The organism is Photobacterium sp. Hal280 (assembly GCF_037162255.1).
GTDB lineage: Bacteria > Pseudomonadota > Gammaproteobacteria > Enterobacterales > Vibrionaceae > Photobacterium.
Genome location: NZ_JARLUO010000005.1, coordinates 132,734 through 148,596, shown reverse-complemented (window position 1 = coordinate 148,596; position 15,863 = coordinate 132,734). Strand labels below are relative to the sequence as shown.

Here is a 15,863-nt window from a genome sequence, read left to right as displayed (position 1 = left end):
TTATTAGTTAATTAACATCAGCCAGCAGGATCAACCTGAATCACTAAACAGTATTGACCACCTGTTTCAATACCCGATGTATACACAGTCGCCACTCGGTTATTGGCCGCCCACTGTGCTAGAACGACAGAGATCATAGTGGTGTTTTCCTGCTTTATTTTCATCCAGTTGTAGTGTGTTCCGGCACAGTTTTCTGGAATGATTTGATTCTCGACTTTCACTAACAATGCGCCTTCAATCGCGGTAATGTTGGTGATTTTTCCTGACACGTAATGTTCTGCGGCCATCGAAAATGGGATTGAAAACAGAAAGAATAGCAGGCCTGCAGATTTAAGAAACTTGGTCATTTACCGAATCCTTACTTTGATTGGTGATGTAAAATACTCCGTTTTATCGCATTCCACACCGCTGTCTGATGAAAAGGCCAACATGATTTGCTTTCCAGATGCATGTGCAGATAATGCCAAAGATAAGCGACTGTTTAAGGCATACTCCTGATAAGTACCCAGTTGTTTCCAACCCTGACCTTCAAGATGAATCAACACATTCGTTACTTGAGATTGAATTTCCAACACTTTAGTGTAGGGACAGGAAATTGTATCATCGGCCAACACAGTGTCTGCCCACAATAATGAAAGCAATATAGGTAATTTACTAAAATGACCTATTTTCATTTTATACGCCTTTACATAAACATTCGGACATAACTGACTTCACAGTCTTCCGAATTTTCAACAATCCGGACTGTTAATTGCTTTTGAGTAGAAAGCGCAGTCAGTACTGTCGAATACATGGCATCAAACACAGGGTGAGTGTTTTTTAACACCATAAATTGGCCTTCGACCAGTTTACAATTCAGCTTTTCTTTCCCTGCCGGCGCTTGTAAGTAAATGTGCCCGGTTTGATTAGGATAAACAGATAACAGTGCCTCTTTTCCAACGCCTATACATGCCGTTGGGATACATTCCGCCAGTACTGTCGGACTAAAAACCATTAACAAAAATAAGAAATAGCGCATTCTCTTCCAGCCAATATCAAGGTGTCATCGTCACATATTCAATCTCACACTCAGGTGAGTTTTCCACAATTCTGATTTGCAACTGCTTTTGCGCTGCAATACCTGTCAGAATCGTCGAATAAATCTCTCGATACAACAAGTGATTCATTTTCAGCGTCATATATTCACCCGAATAAAGATCACATTTCAGGTTTTCTTTCCCCACTGGCGCGCCAATGTAGATATTACCACTGGATGCCAGATAGGTGCGGGTTAACACATCTTTCCCTACACCGTAGCAGGCGATGTTGTTGCAGCCAGCCCAAGAGGCAGGGGTGATAAAAAACAGCATAAATATAATATTTTTCATAAACCAACGCATTCTCTAATTTCAGTATTCATGATGACGCAAGAAACTTCACCCTATAGCATTTTTCTACTATCTGATTTTTGACGTCCCAGATACTTGACCTCAGCCCAAATTCACCTGAAAAACATGCCAACCAACCAATTTATGCACCATCAAATGTATCCATTTTTCATTAAGAACATATGAACCGAGTTAAATTTTTACTTTTTGATTTGTTTAAACCTCCTTTGTTAATTAACGCAAAAAATTAAATAACAAAATTAAAAAACCAGAAAAAACGCATCGCATAAAACAGATATTACCATCAAATAAACTCGCAATTTATATATCTGAAAATCAATCACAATACGCAGCTACCTCCCTACATAAAATGAAATCTTGATCTTCATCAGAAATATTTTCAACTTCGTCAAAAGGGTCAAATGAGATGTAATACAACCCATCACCCCCTGAAAAAACTTCAACATTTCAATATTATAGAAATAGTAATCATCAAAGTATGAGAATGAATAGCATTTGCACCCAGCAAATCTAAGTTGAACTTCTTTATAATTCGAGGACGATCTCATATAAAAATCGATATTTATATTCACAGATGCATCTGAACCAAAGATCTCTATTCTTTTTATTTTCCCATCAAGTAAACTATTATTACCTGAAAAATGAGTTATCAATTCTTGATCACTACAAATTAAATTCATTCTATCCACCTATAAAAGTTCCATGTCATTTAAGTCTCTTGGCCTTGGTGCTCGACCAGGCATTCTTTCTCCACGTCCAGTTGGGTTGCGTGGATTAGGCTTGTAATCATGAATATGATCATTCTGCTCATTTTTGGGAGCTTTCGGTCCATGACCTTTATTCCATTCTTTCTGAACATTACCATCAGGACCATACCTTTTACGCGTAGTACCTGCGGGATTTTCAGCAACTGTATTAGGCTCACCTTTATCTGGAATTCTGTTTTTCCTTCTTGTTCCTTCAGTCTTATTACCCTTTCCTTCAGCCTTCTCAACCTTTCTTTCAGCCTTCTCAACCTTTCTTTCAGCCTTCTCAACCTTGCTCTCAACCTTTTCCACTGCTTTCGCGGTAGCATTTAAAGACTGCTTCACTCGGCGAAAATTAGCGAACCTCTCTACAGCATAAGCTACACCTCGAGCAATAAACGAAACGCCTCTAGCAACAGGTACCACAGACATAAGCGCGACTACAGCTTCCTGTTTCTCTGCCTCCGTGGACTGATTGACAAAGTTTTCATTGCCCCATACAAACCGATTTTCAACGCGATTAAATTGATGGTTATTCTGACCTCTTCTTTCTCCACTGAAATCATGCACATTCGCCCAAGGGTTTCTGGGGGCGGTCACCTTTATCGTTTCAATCGAATTACCACTATTGGTACCTGCGTTTGAATTATCATTACCACTAGTCTCGGAATTTTCCTCCGTCTCAAAACCGGTCGGATCAATATACTTCAGTGGGTTATTCCACGTATAAGTATAGCGGTTGAAGCTGCCCGTTACATAAGGTGACTGGATCAGCGGATCTGCACTCAAGAAGCGGCCAAGTTCCTGGTCATACACACGGCCGTTCATGTGGATCAGGCCCACTTCTTCGATATGCTCATGGCCTGTGTAACCCCGATGCGTTATCGCCGACTGCAGAATCGTTTGGGGTCCGCGCACATGCCACTGGACTGAACGCTTATTCCCCCAGGTATCATAACTGCGACGCTCTACAATCAAGCCGTACCCATCAGTGATCATGTCGATGGAATTCAGTGCATCGTAATGCAGGTAACGTGTCTGTTTGTTTTCCAGTTTGTTTTCTGCATTTTTAAACTGGGTGTTCAGCGCAATCAGTTTGCCATCAGCATAGATGTAGTGCTGATGCTGTACTTGGCCGGTTTTGGTGTCGGTAGTACGCTCATACTGATTGCCGACATAAACCGTTTGCTTACCATCACTGGATTTTTTCAGATACCGGTTATGGTTGGCGTCGTAGACAAATTCGACAGTGTGGTTGTCCCGCGAAATCTTCACCGGTTTGTTGAAGGCACTCCACACAATCACGCGTTCTGGCGTACTGGTGCTGCCAGCCGAAGCGCGCACCATGTTACCTGCACTGTCGTACTGGTACGTCAGACCATTTGCCTGTGTCACCGCATGAGGGCCTGCATTGTGTTGACTATAGCTGTAGCTGCCCACGCCTGTTTTCGAGGTGATATTACCCAGCTTGTCGTAACTGAAATGGAACGGGCTGGTAAAATCAGGGTTATTCGGTCCGTGCAGATCAGGCGTGTCCAGCACGATACGATTGGCCGTCACCCGGTCCAGCCCGTCATACTCGTAACTGTCAGTAATACCCAGTTCACTGTCGTTACGGTACACCACATTGTTGTGGTTATCGTATTTATAATGCAGGAAACGGACGTTTCTGCCTTTGCTTTGGCGTCCGGCAACGCAGCATTAAACAAAGCATCGCTCTTGTGTGTTACGATGTAATCCGGACGGCCGGTGGCTGCGTTATGGCTGTAGGTATTCACCAGCCCGTTACCCAGGGTTTCTGCCAGTGTATGATCAAACGCATCGGTGTCACGGCGTTGCCAGTAATACACATAAGCCGCATTCTCGACAGAATCTGCCAGCTCTGATTGCGTCAGAATGACGTTGAGATGATCCGCCTGTCCCACCTGCTGCGTCTTCGCACATCGACTGCCTGTCGCGTGTTGTATTTGCTGACCACCTAACTGATTAGCATAGTCGCAGTAGACACCCGTTAAATCGGCCACACGCTCAGCCAATGCCGTTAAGTCACTCGCCAGATCGGTGTAGAATTTATAACGCTGCCCTGAAATACGCGCAGCTTCAGCCAGATCTTCTGCGGTAAAAAGCAGTTCCTCACGGGTTTCACCATCGGCGTGTGCCGCATAAATATCCCGATTGCTCATCAGATCCTTGTGACCGTTGCCGTCATAGTCAGCCAAAATCAGGTCGTCAGAAGCCTTTAGTGAGAGTTTGTCAAAGTCCGCTTTCGTGAACTTATGAATCGTAGCATTGTAATTACGCTTGCCACCGCTGGTGCCAGCCAAGGATGTCTCTAGCTGGTACACCGCTTCACCTAAGGTGATATCTAAGGGAACGCTGATATCATCATGCAGCAGTACCCAGGTCGCCGGACGCAGATAACACTGCCCCTGACTGTCGCACCATTGCTTGAAGCGATAACCGCTACCTAACAGCCCGGCCGAAGAAGCATCCAGATTCCGGATGTTCACGGTTTTCTGCCGATATTCTGCTGCCTTATCGTTGAAGAAGGCTTCACGGGTGGCATACTTCTCAGCCGTTGCCACATACTGCATGGCCTGGATTTTTGCTTGAGTCAGTAGTGCCTTAATTTCTTCACGGAAACTGGCGCTGGTGAAGGCTTCATCCGCGTACGTTTTCGGACTGCGAACCGCAGAAATATAGCCATGTGGATTATAAATGTACTCAACGGCCAGGCGGTCCAGGGTATTTTCTTTATCGCTGAGCTGATTCACGATCCCCAAAGCAGAACTGTCGACACCATTCGGGCGAACCTCACGGCTGACACGTTCATACTGATCGTAAAAATAATGGGTACTGAATTTCTCACCACTGGTCTGGACGGCAACTTCTTCAGTCAGTCCGGCAGCGTTGTAGTAATAGTCGGTCCGGTTACCATAGCCTTCAAAGTAAGACAGCTCACCTGTCAGTCGAGTGTCATAAACCCAGTAAGAGGTATTGCCACCTTCTACCTGCTTGGTTTTACGGCCGAGGTTATCGTAAGTCACCGTCGTCATCACGCCATTGGCGTCTTGCTGTTCAACCAGCTCACCCAGGGCGTTGTAAATGTATGTCCACTTTCCTAAGTCCGGATCATCAAGAGAACGACGATGACCCAGATTGTCATAACGAACAGTAGTGATATTGCCGACCGAGTCGGTTGAGGAACGCAGTAAGCCGTCCGGATAATAGGTATAACTCTGCGAGGCACCTTCCGGTTCGTTTTTCTGCAGTATATGGCCGAGCTGGTTTTGGACTGTGCTGTGCTGAAAGCCGCGAGCATCCGTGACTGTGGTGGTTAAGCCGTGATAAACCGTTGTGAATTCCACACGCCCGCCATTGCTGGCAGGTTCCGACTTTTTAATTTCACGGTCCAGTGCATCGTAGGCAATGGTCACGTAAGGCGCAGCAGCATTTTTTGAGACAAACTGAGGCCGGGTGATCTTCACTTTACGGCCATTGCGGTCCCACACCGTATCCACCACCACAAACTGGCCGTTGAAGGCTTTATGCAAACGGCGAATTTCCCGGCCCGCAAAATCGTACTGAGTGATGACCTCACCACCCGCTGCAGCTTGGGTCACAGCACATGACACCGTTTTTGATGTCGTGTGAGGGCAGGTTTCATTCAGGGTGTAAGTGTAAGACACTGTATTACCTGCACCGGGCAGTGTTTCCAGCTTCAGCCGATTCAATGCGTCATAACTGTAGCTTTGTTTGCGTCCTTGCGGATTCGTGCTGGATGCCAGCATACCATCGCCGTTAAAAGACACATCCGTTTCATGGCCCAGGGCATTGATCATGCGATCGACAAATAAGCCCACACTATCGTAAACCGTGACAGTTTCGCGTTCTGCCACGTTTGTGCCAGATACTGCTTCTTTGGTCAGGTTCCCCCAGGCATCGTAACTGAAATTTTTGGTCAGGAATTTGCTGGCCAGGCCAATTGTCGACCCTGCTTCGTAATCTGAAGCTGTGGTCGTTGATGAACGGATCAATCCATTGGATGCGTACTCAAATTCATTCTTAACCGTACGTGTCAGACCCGTTTTCACATCTTGCAAGATAGTTTGAGTCGATTTCAACGCACCGACTTGCCAGTATCTGTCACCGACTTCAGTAATCAATTGCGAAACAGTTCGGGAACTGGAGGAAAGTTCTGCATCGCTGTCACTATTGACATTTTTAAATACAAATGTGCCGCCACAGGCTTTGGGCGAGACTTGATTAAAATCAGAAGCGGAAATAGCGGTCAGGGTACCGGTATAGGTTGTCACGCCAAATGCGTTCGTCGAAGAGGTACTGCCATCGTAACGATAATAACTGTTGTATTTTTCCAGTACGATCGGGGTTGAGACATCACCATGAATCAGAATAACAAAATCACTGGGTTTAAAGTAAGCCTTACCGTCTGAACCACAGTATTTTTGCATACCGGCTTTAAACGAAGACAAAGTCGCTGAGGTGACTCCGTTAAAGGTACTTACATCGTAAACTAAATGACTTTGTATTGAGCCAACAGACAAGTATTCATTTTTGATCGTCTGATTAAAACTTCCGGCATTTTCATCAGTACCCGACAGAGTTGTTTTCTCTTCGGTCACATTACCAAAAGCATCAAGCGTCCGTTCGATAATTTCTCTTTTAGTGATTAAAGACGCGTTGTGCAAATCATACTGTATTGACTCTGAACGGTTGGTATAGACTTGATAAATATTATTTTTCTTTACACTTTTATAATCATTCTTCGAATAGGATACCTTATTGCCGCCTTTAAATACGGTGATACTTTTTACTTTCCCGGCTTTTATTGGATCAACATTTTCATACTCAGTCACACGTACCGTTTTAACGTCACCCTGTTCTGTTTCAGTAACTTTATCAAAGCCCAAGAAGCCGTAACCTTCCCGGTGAGATTTTGCACCTTCATACACATAGTTATAGGTGGATTTAACATAACCACGAGGAGACTTCATAACATCTGACACCAGATATCGACCAGGGGTTGCATTTACAATTGGATATTTAAAATATCGCTTCTGTGTGTGGACTGAACTATCTGACGCAGGTTTATATACGATCGAATAATCTACACCATACTCTTGTATAACTTTTACTTTATCTTGAGCAAAAGGATTCGTTCTTTTTATATTCTTAGCAGTAACAAAATCAGGCCAGCCATCACTATTCACATCAGCCAGATTAGTTAAATTACGTGCATTCTCAATATATCTAGGCGATAACTTCCCAAAATTGTTTTTTATGGATGAAGAGGATATATACCCACCTTTATTTAGGTAAACTAAATCACTGTAGAGTATATCTAAATAGCCATCAGCGTTGTAATCTGCTACAGACAAACCATTAGGGACATAAGCATATGTGTATTCAGTACATGCACTCCCATCACTACCACCACATGTTGTATTCCTACTCTTCACGACTCTATAGTGATATTTCACGGCAAGTGATTTTTGATGTTGAAATTTAACACCATCGAAATAATATATTTTAACGTCTTGATCTACCATTCCTTGGGCAATACGATCTTTCAAACCGACTTGGTCTTTGAACTTTCTTGTATAATCTTTTTTAGAGACAATAATATCTAAATAACCATCATTATTCAGATCGATCACTTCTCTAATCTGTGAATCATCTGCTATTTTTTGAATGAGCTTATCATTTTTATATAGTTCAATTTTTCCACCAGTATCTTTCAAATACTCGTCATTCTTTCCATCATTATAAAAATCATGATATTGGCAACCAATACAAATTGCCTCTTCTTTAAAAACCCCATTGCCATTTTTATCAAGAGGATATTTAGTGCCACTTGCCCACGGCCAATCTCCTGCCTTACCAATGTTCGCAGTAAAAAAGGTTTACTCTTACCACTGCCGTAGTGGTAAGCAATCATAGAGCCAAAAGGCTTCGTTCTGTCTGCTGTCTGATTTGGCCATGCGCAAAATGATCTAAATGACGGTATATCGTTGCCATCCCAATCAGAAACAGCAAAGTCATGGCATGGCGCATCTTTCTGGTTAGAATAAAAATATCCCCATCCACTGATTTTTTCTTTGCATCAGTATTGGTGTATACAGTCTTTCTGTTGTTAGACAGTGCTAATATTTCTACATTTCCATCCCGCTCGACATCAAAAAATTTATGCTCAACTATATCGCCAGGAAATATTGCTTTTGTAGATTGATAGCTTGGCTGTGACTTCATCTGCCATGAAAAAGTAACTGGCGTACTGCACGTGCTACCGACACACTGCTCTACTTTATCAAGTAGAGAGCGTTGTGTTCCCTCAGAATACCTGTAAGAAAGTTTATACGTGGCAAATTCACTGCCCGAACTATTCTTGGTAACAACGGACTTTATTCTGTAAGACTGGTTGAGCTTGCTGCCTTTCAGATAAGAAAATGTTTTGTCAGCACGAGAGTCATAGTTGAGCGCTATCGAGCCACCGACGTAACTCACAGTGCTCAGTCTATGGGTGCCAGCCGCATTATCTTCCGAATAGCTGTATGTAATCGCATTCCTTCTGGTTTTATCTGTCAGCTTGTTCAGCGACCACTTATAGACATCTGACTTACCGGGTAATTCCACTCTTGAGTCACCGGACACGCCATACTCAAACACCTGCCCGGATTTCGTCCAGACTTTAAAGTACTGGGGACCACTGCCTTGTTTGCCAATCGATACAATCTTGCGGTAATCGTTCATGTGAGTGCGATATTCTGTTTGATCGCCACCAGGCTTACCGTTAACCGCCACTAAGCGTTGGCCATCAATACAATATTGATCGCTGGCATCGAGATTAACGCCTCCCCAGGCACCATCAATCGCAAGATTCTTACCACAACGATAAACAGAAGACAGGCCTTTCAGGTGCCAACCCACACCAAGCGGACCATTACCACTATTACTGCGGTATTCAAAGCTGAGTTGTGGCTGATGCCCGGCACGCCCTGGCGCCACAGAGATAGGTAATGAATACGTGGCTTCACCGCCAGCGGTTTGATATTCCCCGCTGAGTACGATGCTTTTTCCGTGGCCAGAAGTGAGCGCCAAAGCCTCCGCTGGTGCTAAACCCAGCGACAGCACCATGAGGAAACATACATGGACAGTCAAAAACTTGACCATTAGACGGTGAGAACGTCCGTATTTCATTATTATTACCTGCAAACTGATATTTTTATTCGTTAGAATGTTTAGTTGATAGCACTGTATTTAAGGCTTCCAGCCGCTGCTTCAAATCGTGCAGCTCACTTGCCTGACCGATATCTACAGCCACTTCGCCATCTTGAATATTATCTTGCGAAAATTGGGCTAACTCGCCTTTTAATAAAGGTAAATCCGGCGCATCCTGATTCACCAGACCGAAAGCCACAGTTTGCTGCAACTGCTGTACGGGTGATGGATAGCTCACATCTTCGCTCAAAGGAGATTCAGAAAGATCATTTTCTGATTTCACGTTAACTGTTATGTCCTGAGCTTGCTCAGCTTTACTGGTTTCCGGCTTCGCCAACCACAGAAAATAGCCACCCGTGAGTACGATAATGAGTAAAACAATAATGACTATTACCGAAATGGCTTTGACCGAAAACGCTTTGTTTTGAGTGACCACTCAATTCCCTTCACAATGATATGTTCACGAAACAGATGACCAAGACAAGTTATTTACCTTGCTCTCGCGATAAGGAGAACAGGTAGTTGGCAATCCGTGTATTACTTTTTAGACTGGCTATATAATAAACCGATTCAAATAGTAAACAATAATTTACTCGCATTCAGTCTGAAAGTGTGCCCTAAAGCACAAAATCACTTTGTGTATATTGAAATTATTAATCATAGGAAATGTATGTTTAAGCACTTATTAACAGGTGGGGTTCTGTTAATCTCATCACTCCCCCTAAAAGCTGATCCCTGGTCTGATACAACACGGATCAACTGGATTTATCCAACAGCAAGTGGATTGATCTTCGCCACTCAAGACTATTCCAATAAGGAATTAAGTAATTGCGATAATGGTCATCGATTTATCATTCCTCGTTCAACCGATAATTATGAAGTGATGAGCAGCTCAATGATTGCAGCTTTCATGGCAGATAAACGTGTCAAAATTAATATTGACGGTGAAAGCTTAAGTGGTGCGGTATGCGAACCCAGTATTAATCGCTTTATTGTATTTAAATAACGGAAGTTCAAAGGCTTTTTATGAAATACTTTCTTTTTATACTGACCTTACTCTTTTCATCTGCAAGTTATGCCAAATGGCAATACTACGTACAACCTGTGGAATTGCTCTATGAAGGAGATAACTCTGGCTCACGAGCTTACATCGTCTTTAAAGATAAGCTTCCTCTGGTTGACTGCGGAGATCAAGATGGCGGATATATCCGGATATATGGTGACACGCAGAAGGGCCAATACTTTATCAGTACACTGCTTACGGCAATTACTGCTAATAAAAAAGTATTCCCTGCCCTTGCTGGTTGTGATGATTGGGGGCGCCCGGTATTAACGGGCTTAAGAATTAAAGCCGGTATCTAAAAAAACAGCCCCGCGATGCGGGGCTTGGTTCATTCAAGGCACTCAGTAGAACTCAGATTACACATGCTGTCCGGCGACAAAGCCGGAGCTCCAGGCCCACTGGAAGTTATAGCCGCCAAGCCAGCCGCTGACGTCCATCACTTCACCGATAAAATACAGGCCGGGCACGGTTTTGGCTTCCAGGGTTTTCGAGGACAGGCCGTCGGTGTCGACGCCGCCCAGGGTAACTTCGGCGGTGCGATAGCCTTCGGTGCCGTTGGGGGCGATCTGCCACTGGTGAAAATACGCGTGCAGTGCCTGAACCTCTTTCGGGTTGAGCTGCCTGAGTGGCTTATCTTCGAGATCACCACGCGCAATCATGGCTTCCACCAGGCGCTTGGGCAGCAAACGGGACAGCGAATTTTTCAGGCTCTGATTGGGGTGCTTGTCGCGCATTGCCTGCAGGGTGTCGTCGAGGCTGAGGGTCGGCAGCAAGTCAATCGACACCGCCTGGCCTGGCTTCCAGTACGAGGAAATCTGCAAAATGGCCGGGCCGGACAGACCGCGGTGGGTGAACAGAATGTTCTCTTTGAAACTGGTACCGTCGGCGGCTGTCACCACAGCGGGAACCGCGATCCCGGACAGATCGGCAAAGGCGTCTTTGTCTTCGACATGCAGGGTAAAAGGCACCAGGCCGGCCGTGGTCGGCACCATTTTCAGGCCGAACTGCTCGGCAACCTGATAACCAAACGGTGTGGCGCCGAGCTTGGGCATCGACAGACCGCCGGTGGCAATCACCAAAGATTCACAGGAAACCGTGTCTGCGTTGATTTTCAGGTGAAAGCCGCTGTCGGTTTTGCTGATCTCCAGGACATCACTGCGATAACGCTGCTGTACCGTCGGCAAGTCGCATTCTTTGAGCAGCATCTCGACGATGTCTTTGGCCGAATCGAGGCAGAACAGCTGACCGTGATCCCGCTCTTCGTAGGCAATCTCGTGCTTGGCGATCATGGCAATGAAGTCCCACTGGGTGTACTGCGCCAGCGCCGATTTGGCAAAGTGCGGGTTGCGGCAGACATAGTTGCTGGCCGTCACATCATAGTTGGTAAAATTGCAGCGACCGCCACCGGAGATCAGAATTTTCCGGCCCGGTTTTTTGCCCTGTTCAACCACCAGCACAGAACGGCCGCGTTTGCCGGCCTCGGCGGCACACATCAGCCCGGCGGCACCCGCACCGATAATTACTACATCAAACTTTTCTGCCATTCTCTTATCCGCAATCCGACTCAGCGACAAAATAAAAAGGATGCGGTAATGACATGCATTACCTGGCATCCTTTTCAAGTGCGCGTATTTTACCCGTCTGCGGGCGGATTACCAAATTTGTCGGCAATAACCGGTTAAATACCCAGATAAGCGACGACAAAGATAGAGACCAGGAACACCATCAGGCTGGTACTGGCAAGGACAAACAGCTTGCGGACCTTGTCGCACTTGGCCATGAACAGCTCGTCGTGGTGCTTCTGATACTGCTGGCTGCGAATATAATGGAACAAGCGGATTTGCTTGTTCACATTCCCCTGGGAGGAGAAAAAGCCCCGGCCGTCAACCTGCTGGTAAAGCAAGGGATCACAGTCACGCATCACCGCCAGCAAGGTTTTCAGCGTGCTGACATACCGAGAGATATTGACTACAGCCACCAGAAACAGGGCCATCAGAATTGCATCGCCACTAAACATAACACCCTCCGAACAACAACTATTGTTCCTCGCTGACCGGAAGGACTGGGGCAAACATCAGCGACACTCTTTCGGAAAGGGGTGCCGCCGTGCATCTCTCAGAGCCTGTTAGCCGGCCTGCTGACCCATGACAGAGCTGGATTCCTGCTTTGCCATGGCGGCAAGATCTTTATCAATGAAGAACAAAGCTTTACCGTCTTCACCCACCAGTTCGATCTTGTCCAGAATACCTTTAAACAATTTCTCTTCTTCGTGTTGCTCTGACACATACCACTGCAGGAAGTTGAACGTTGAGTAGTCCTGCGTGGTAAACGCAACATGCGCCAGCTTGTTAATGCGCTCAGTGATCAGTCGCTCATGTTCGTAAGTGGCGCGGAACACTTCACCCAGTGAACTGAACTCATGCTGCGGTGCTTCAATCGTACCCAGAATCGGCAATGCGCCAGTCTCGCTAACATAGGTAAACAGACGTTGCATATGCTGCATCTCTTCTGCTGCATGAATGCGCAGGAACTCTGCCGCTCCTTCAAAGCCTTTATCTTCGCACCATGCACTCATCTGCAGGTACAGGTTGGATGAAAAGAACTCCAAGTTGATTTGTTCATTCAGTTTCTCAACCATTGCTTGAGCAAGCATCGAACTACTCCTTCCTAATCAAGTGTAATAAACACATTGTCACTATGCATAACTGAGTTTGCAACTCATACGACAAGGTATCATGCTTAACCTGCCGGTAAGCAATAAAAATCCCAAAACGATCCAACTGCTTACCTAACGTGTCACAGAATTTTCCGTTAGCGTAAGCAATGCGATCAGCACGGCATTTTTTACCCATACGCCATGCTAGCATATAAAAAACCTTACAGGAGAGCGGGTTATGACCTATCAACATATTCTGGTTGCGGTTGATTTATCTGAAGACAGTCACATTCTGGTCAGCAAAGGGGCCGCGCTGGCTGAGAAACTGGGGGCCAAGCTGTCTCTGATCCACATCGATACCAACTATGCTGAGCTGTATACCGGCCTGATTGATATCAACATGGCCGAGGCGCAGTACCGCATGGCGGATCATGCCCAGGAGCAGCTGCAAGATCTGGCTAAAAAAGCGAACTATCCTGTGACGCATACTTTTGTCGGCAGCGGCGATCTGAGTGATGAAATCTGCAATACCATTAAACAATCGGATGTCGATTTGATGATCTGTGGCCACCACCAGGATTTCTGGAGCAAAATCCTGTCTTCCACCAAACAGTTAATCAATCACACCCCGGTGGATTTGCTGATGGTGCCGCTGCACTGATTTTCCCTCAGCGCCCATAGCGATTCTGGCTGGCGACTGTGAACGCCAGCCAGTCTCTGCTCAGGACAGACCAGCCTCCCATTGGCTCGGACAGAATTTCGGTTACACTAGGCGGCCAAAATTCAAAGGACATGTCACATGGGATACTTAACTGCGATTACGCTGCTCTGGGCGTTTTCCTTCAGCCTGATTGGGGTTTATCTGGCCGGGCAGGTGGACGCCTGGTTCTCGGTACTGACCCGGGTAGCACTGGCCGCCCTGGTCTTTTTGCCGTTTCTGCGTCGTCAGCACCTGACGATCAAACTGGCACTCAAGCTGATGGTGGTGGGTGCTTTTCAGCTCGGCATCATGTACTGCTTTTACTACCAGTCTTTCCTGTACCTGTCGGTGCCGGAAGTGCTGCTGTTCACCATCTTTACCCCCATTTACGTCACGCTCATTTATGATTTGCTGCAGCGCCGTTTTTCGGCCTGGTATCTGATCACCGCCGTCATTGCGGTATTCGGCGCCGCCGTCATCAAGTTTGAAGGCATCAACGAAGACTTTGTGCTCGGTTTCCTGATTGTCCAGGGTGCAAACCTGTGCTTTGCCATCGGTCAGGTGGGGTATAAAGTCATCATGGAGAAAGAAAAAGCCGATTTGCCGCAACATACGGTCTTTGGCCTGTTCTATCTCGGTGCCGTCTGCGTGGCCCTGCCGATGTTTCTGCTGTTCGGCAACACAGAAAAACTGCCGACCACCGACACCCAATGGGGCATTCTGGTGTATCTGGGTATCGTTGCTTCCGGTCTGGGTTATTTCATCTGGAACAAGGGCGCGACACTGGTAAACGCCGGGGCGCTGGCCATCATGAACAATGCCCTGGTGCCGGCAGGTCTGATCGTCAATATCGTGATCTGGAACCGGGATGTCGACTACCCGCGCCTGATCGTCGGCGGTGCCATTATCCTGCTGTCGCTGTGGATCAATGAAACCTGGGTGAAGAAGCGCGTGGCAGCCGCCCACGCTTGATCAGCTCATCCACCAAACACTCACTCCCGCCTATGGCGGGGGTTGAAGGGTGACAATAAAAAAAGCCCCTGCCATCGATTGATGCCAGGGGCTTTTGTTTTGGGTCAAGACAATCAGATAAAGGCGTATGCGTCGGCAAACATCCGGTTGCGATCGGCACCCTTCTCAGCCGTAAACTGTTCACGGGCCGCACCCGCCATCTCGAAACGCCCACAGATATAGATGTCATAGGAAGACAGGCTGACAAAATCGTCATTGACCGCTTCGAGCACATTCCCCACTTTGCCCTGCCAGGCAGGCGGCGCAGTTTCCACCACGGGAACATACGTCAGGTTGGCATGCTTGGCAGCCAGCGCCACAAGCTCGTCATGGGCATACAGCTGGCATTCATCACGGCCGCCCCAGTAGACAAAAATCGGCTGCTTCATGCCGCGGCTCAGGCAGTTATCCAGCAGGCTGCGCACGTAGGAAAAGCCCGTGCCGCCGGCAATCAGCAGCAAAGGCTGATTGCTGTCTTCACGCAGCCAGGCATCCCCCAGCGGGGCTTCCACCTCAAATGCACTGCCGTCTTTCATCGCCAGACGCATGGCATCCACCACTTCCATGGCATAGGGATTGTGGTCCGCCGCACCGATGTGCAGTTCCAGTTCGCCACTGCGGCAAGGGCTGCTGGCAATGGAGAATGCACGCTTGTCTTTTTCACCCATCACCGCCAGCAAATACTGCCCGGCTTTAAAGTCAACCTGTTGCTTGGGTTGCAGCAGGATACGGTACGTATTACACGCCAGTGACTCGACTGACTTCACTTCACACTGAATCGACATTCTGTTCCTCTATTCCAAAGTCAGTACCAGATCGCTGCGGGCCATAGCCAGACAGGGAAATATCCATCCCTCTGCCTGCTCCTTCTCCGTCAGCACCGGGGCCAGCTTGTAAGTCACCTCACCCGCCAGCTTTCGGCATAAACAAGTGGCACACACCCCGACCTGACAGCGGTGGGGGAAAGCCAGTCCCGCCCGGCGTGCTGCACTCAACAGGGTTTCCTCTTCCCCGGCGATGAACATAACGTCCTGCGGCAGCACCTGAACCTGATACATTG

17 protein-coding genes are annotated in these 15,863 nt (G+C 46.8%); 4 read left to right on the top strand and 13 right to left on the bottom strand.

The window, feature by feature from the left end:
- Positions 1-17 precede the first annotated feature (17 nt).
- From P4S53_RS09725 to P4S53_RS09690, 8 genes are all read right to left on the bottom strand, one after another.
- Complete coding sequence (locus tag P4S53_RS09725; RefSeq protein WP_337112532.1) at positions 18-347, bottom strand: hypothetical protein; 330 nt, start codon at positions 345-347, stop codon at positions 18-20.
- Complete coding sequence (locus P4S53_RS09720) at positions 348-674, bottom strand: hypothetical protein (protein WP_337112531.1); 327 nt, start codon at positions 672-674, stop codon at positions 348-350. It abuts the gene before it with no gap.
- Between the two features lie 11 nt (positions 675-685).
- Positions 686-1,018 carry a hypothetical protein gene (locus P4S53_RS09715; protein WP_337112530.1) on the bottom strand — a complete coding sequence of 111 codons (333 nt, stop codon included), beginning with the start codon at positions 1,016-1,018 and terminating at the stop codon, positions 686-688.
- A gap of 16 nt (positions 1,019-1,034) precedes the next feature.
- Complete coding sequence (locus P4S53_RS09710) at positions 1,035-1,379, bottom strand: hypothetical protein (protein WP_337112529.1); 345 nt, start codon at positions 1,377-1,379, stop codon at positions 1,035-1,037.
- A 698-nt stretch (positions 1,380-2,077) separates the two neighbouring features.
- The gene (locus P4S53_RS09705) at positions 2,078-3,757 is read right to left on the bottom strand and encodes an RHS repeat domain-containing protein (protein WP_337112528.1); all 1,680 of its coding nucleotides are present in this window, start codon (positions 3,755-3,757) and stop codon (positions 2,078-2,080) included.
- Positions 3,691-7,896 (bottom strand): hypothetical protein, encoded by a 4,206-nt coding sequence (locus P4S53_RS09700; protein WP_337112527.1) that lies wholly within the window; start codon positions 7,894-7,896, stop codon positions 3,691-3,693. Before P4S53_RS09700 ends, P4S53_RS09705 begins: the two co-directional genes overlap by 67 nt.
- 193 nt (positions 7,897-8,089) lie before the next feature.
- Complete coding sequence (locus P4S53_RS09695) at positions 8,090-9,352, bottom strand: SpvB/TcaC N-terminal domain-containing protein (RefSeq protein WP_337112526.1); 1,263 nt, start codon at positions 9,350-9,352, stop codon at positions 8,090-8,092.
- A 25-nt stretch (positions 9,353-9,377) separates the two neighbouring features.
- Positions 9,378-9,809 (bottom strand): hypothetical protein, encoded by a 432-nt coding sequence (locus tag P4S53_RS09690; protein ID WP_337112525.1) that lies wholly within the window; start codon positions 9,807-9,809, stop codon positions 9,378-9,380.
- 234 nt (positions 9,810-10,043) lie between these two features.
- On the opposite strand from P4S53_RS09690, the gene P4S53_RS09685 reads away from it, so the two are divergent.
- Positions 10,044-10,379 carry a hypothetical protein gene (locus tag P4S53_RS09685; RefSeq protein WP_337112524.1) on the top strand — a complete coding sequence of 112 codons (336 nt, stop codon included), beginning with the start codon at positions 10,044-10,046 and terminating at the stop codon, positions 10,377-10,379.
- A 20-nt stretch (positions 10,380-10,399) separates the two neighbouring features.
- Positions 10,400-10,735, top strand: coding sequence for a hypothetical protein (locus P4S53_RS09680; RefSeq protein WP_161443140.1), 336 nt, complete (start codon positions 10,400-10,402; stop codon positions 10,733-10,735).
- A gap of 57 nt (positions 10,736-10,792) precedes the next feature.
- Here P4S53_RS09680 and P4S53_RS09675 read toward each other — a convergent pair whose 3' ends face one another.
- From P4S53_RS09675 to ftnA, 3 genes are all read right to left on the bottom strand, one after another.
- Complete coding sequence (locus tag P4S53_RS09675; RefSeq protein ID WP_337112523.1) at positions 10,793-11,980, bottom strand: NAD(P)/FAD-dependent oxidoreductase; 1,188 nt, start codon at positions 11,978-11,980, stop codon at positions 10,793-10,795.
- Positions 11,981-12,114: 134 nt separating this feature from the next.
- The gene (uspB, locus tag P4S53_RS09670; protein WP_337112522.1) at positions 12,115-12,453 is read right to left on the bottom strand and encodes a universal stress protein UspB; all 339 of its coding nucleotides are present in this window, start codon (positions 12,451-12,453) and stop codon (positions 12,115-12,117) included.
- Between the two features lie 108 nt (positions 12,454-12,561).
- Entirely contained in the window at positions 12,562-13,089 is a 528-nt protein-coding gene (gene ftnA / locus P4S53_RS09665) for a non-heme ferritin (RefSeq protein WP_027250494.1), read from the bottom strand.
- A 241-nt stretch (positions 13,090-13,330) separates the two neighbouring features.
- Between ftnA and P4S53_RS09660 the strand changes: the two genes are divergently transcribed.
- Both P4S53_RS09660 and P4S53_RS09655 read left to right on the top strand, forming a co-directional pair.
- On the top strand, positions 13,331-13,753 hold the full coding sequence (locus P4S53_RS09660; protein WP_337112520.1) for a universal stress protein: 423 nt from the start codon (positions 13,331-13,333) through the stop codon (positions 13,751-13,753).
- Positions 13,754-13,891: 138 nt separating this feature from the next.
- Positions 13,892-14,764, top strand: coding sequence for a carboxylate/amino acid/amine transporter (locus tag P4S53_RS09655; RefSeq protein WP_337112519.1), 873 nt, complete (start codon positions 13,892-13,894; stop codon positions 14,762-14,764).
- Between the two features lie 113 nt (positions 14,765-14,877).
- On the opposite strand, the gene fre is transcribed toward P4S53_RS09655, so the two are convergent.
- Both fre and P4S53_RS09645 read right to left on the bottom strand, forming a co-directional pair.
- Complete coding sequence (gene fre / locus P4S53_RS09650) at positions 14,878-15,588, bottom strand: NAD(P)H-flavin reductase (protein WP_337112518.1); 711 nt, start codon at positions 15,586-15,588, stop codon at positions 14,878-14,880.
- Between the two features lie 9 nt (positions 15,589-15,597).
- Positions 15,598-15,861, bottom strand: coding sequence for a 2Fe-2S iron-sulfur cluster-binding protein (locus P4S53_RS09645; RefSeq protein ID WP_337112517.1), 264 nt, complete (start codon positions 15,859-15,861; stop codon positions 15,598-15,600).
- Positions 15,862-15,863: the final 2 nt, after the last annotated feature.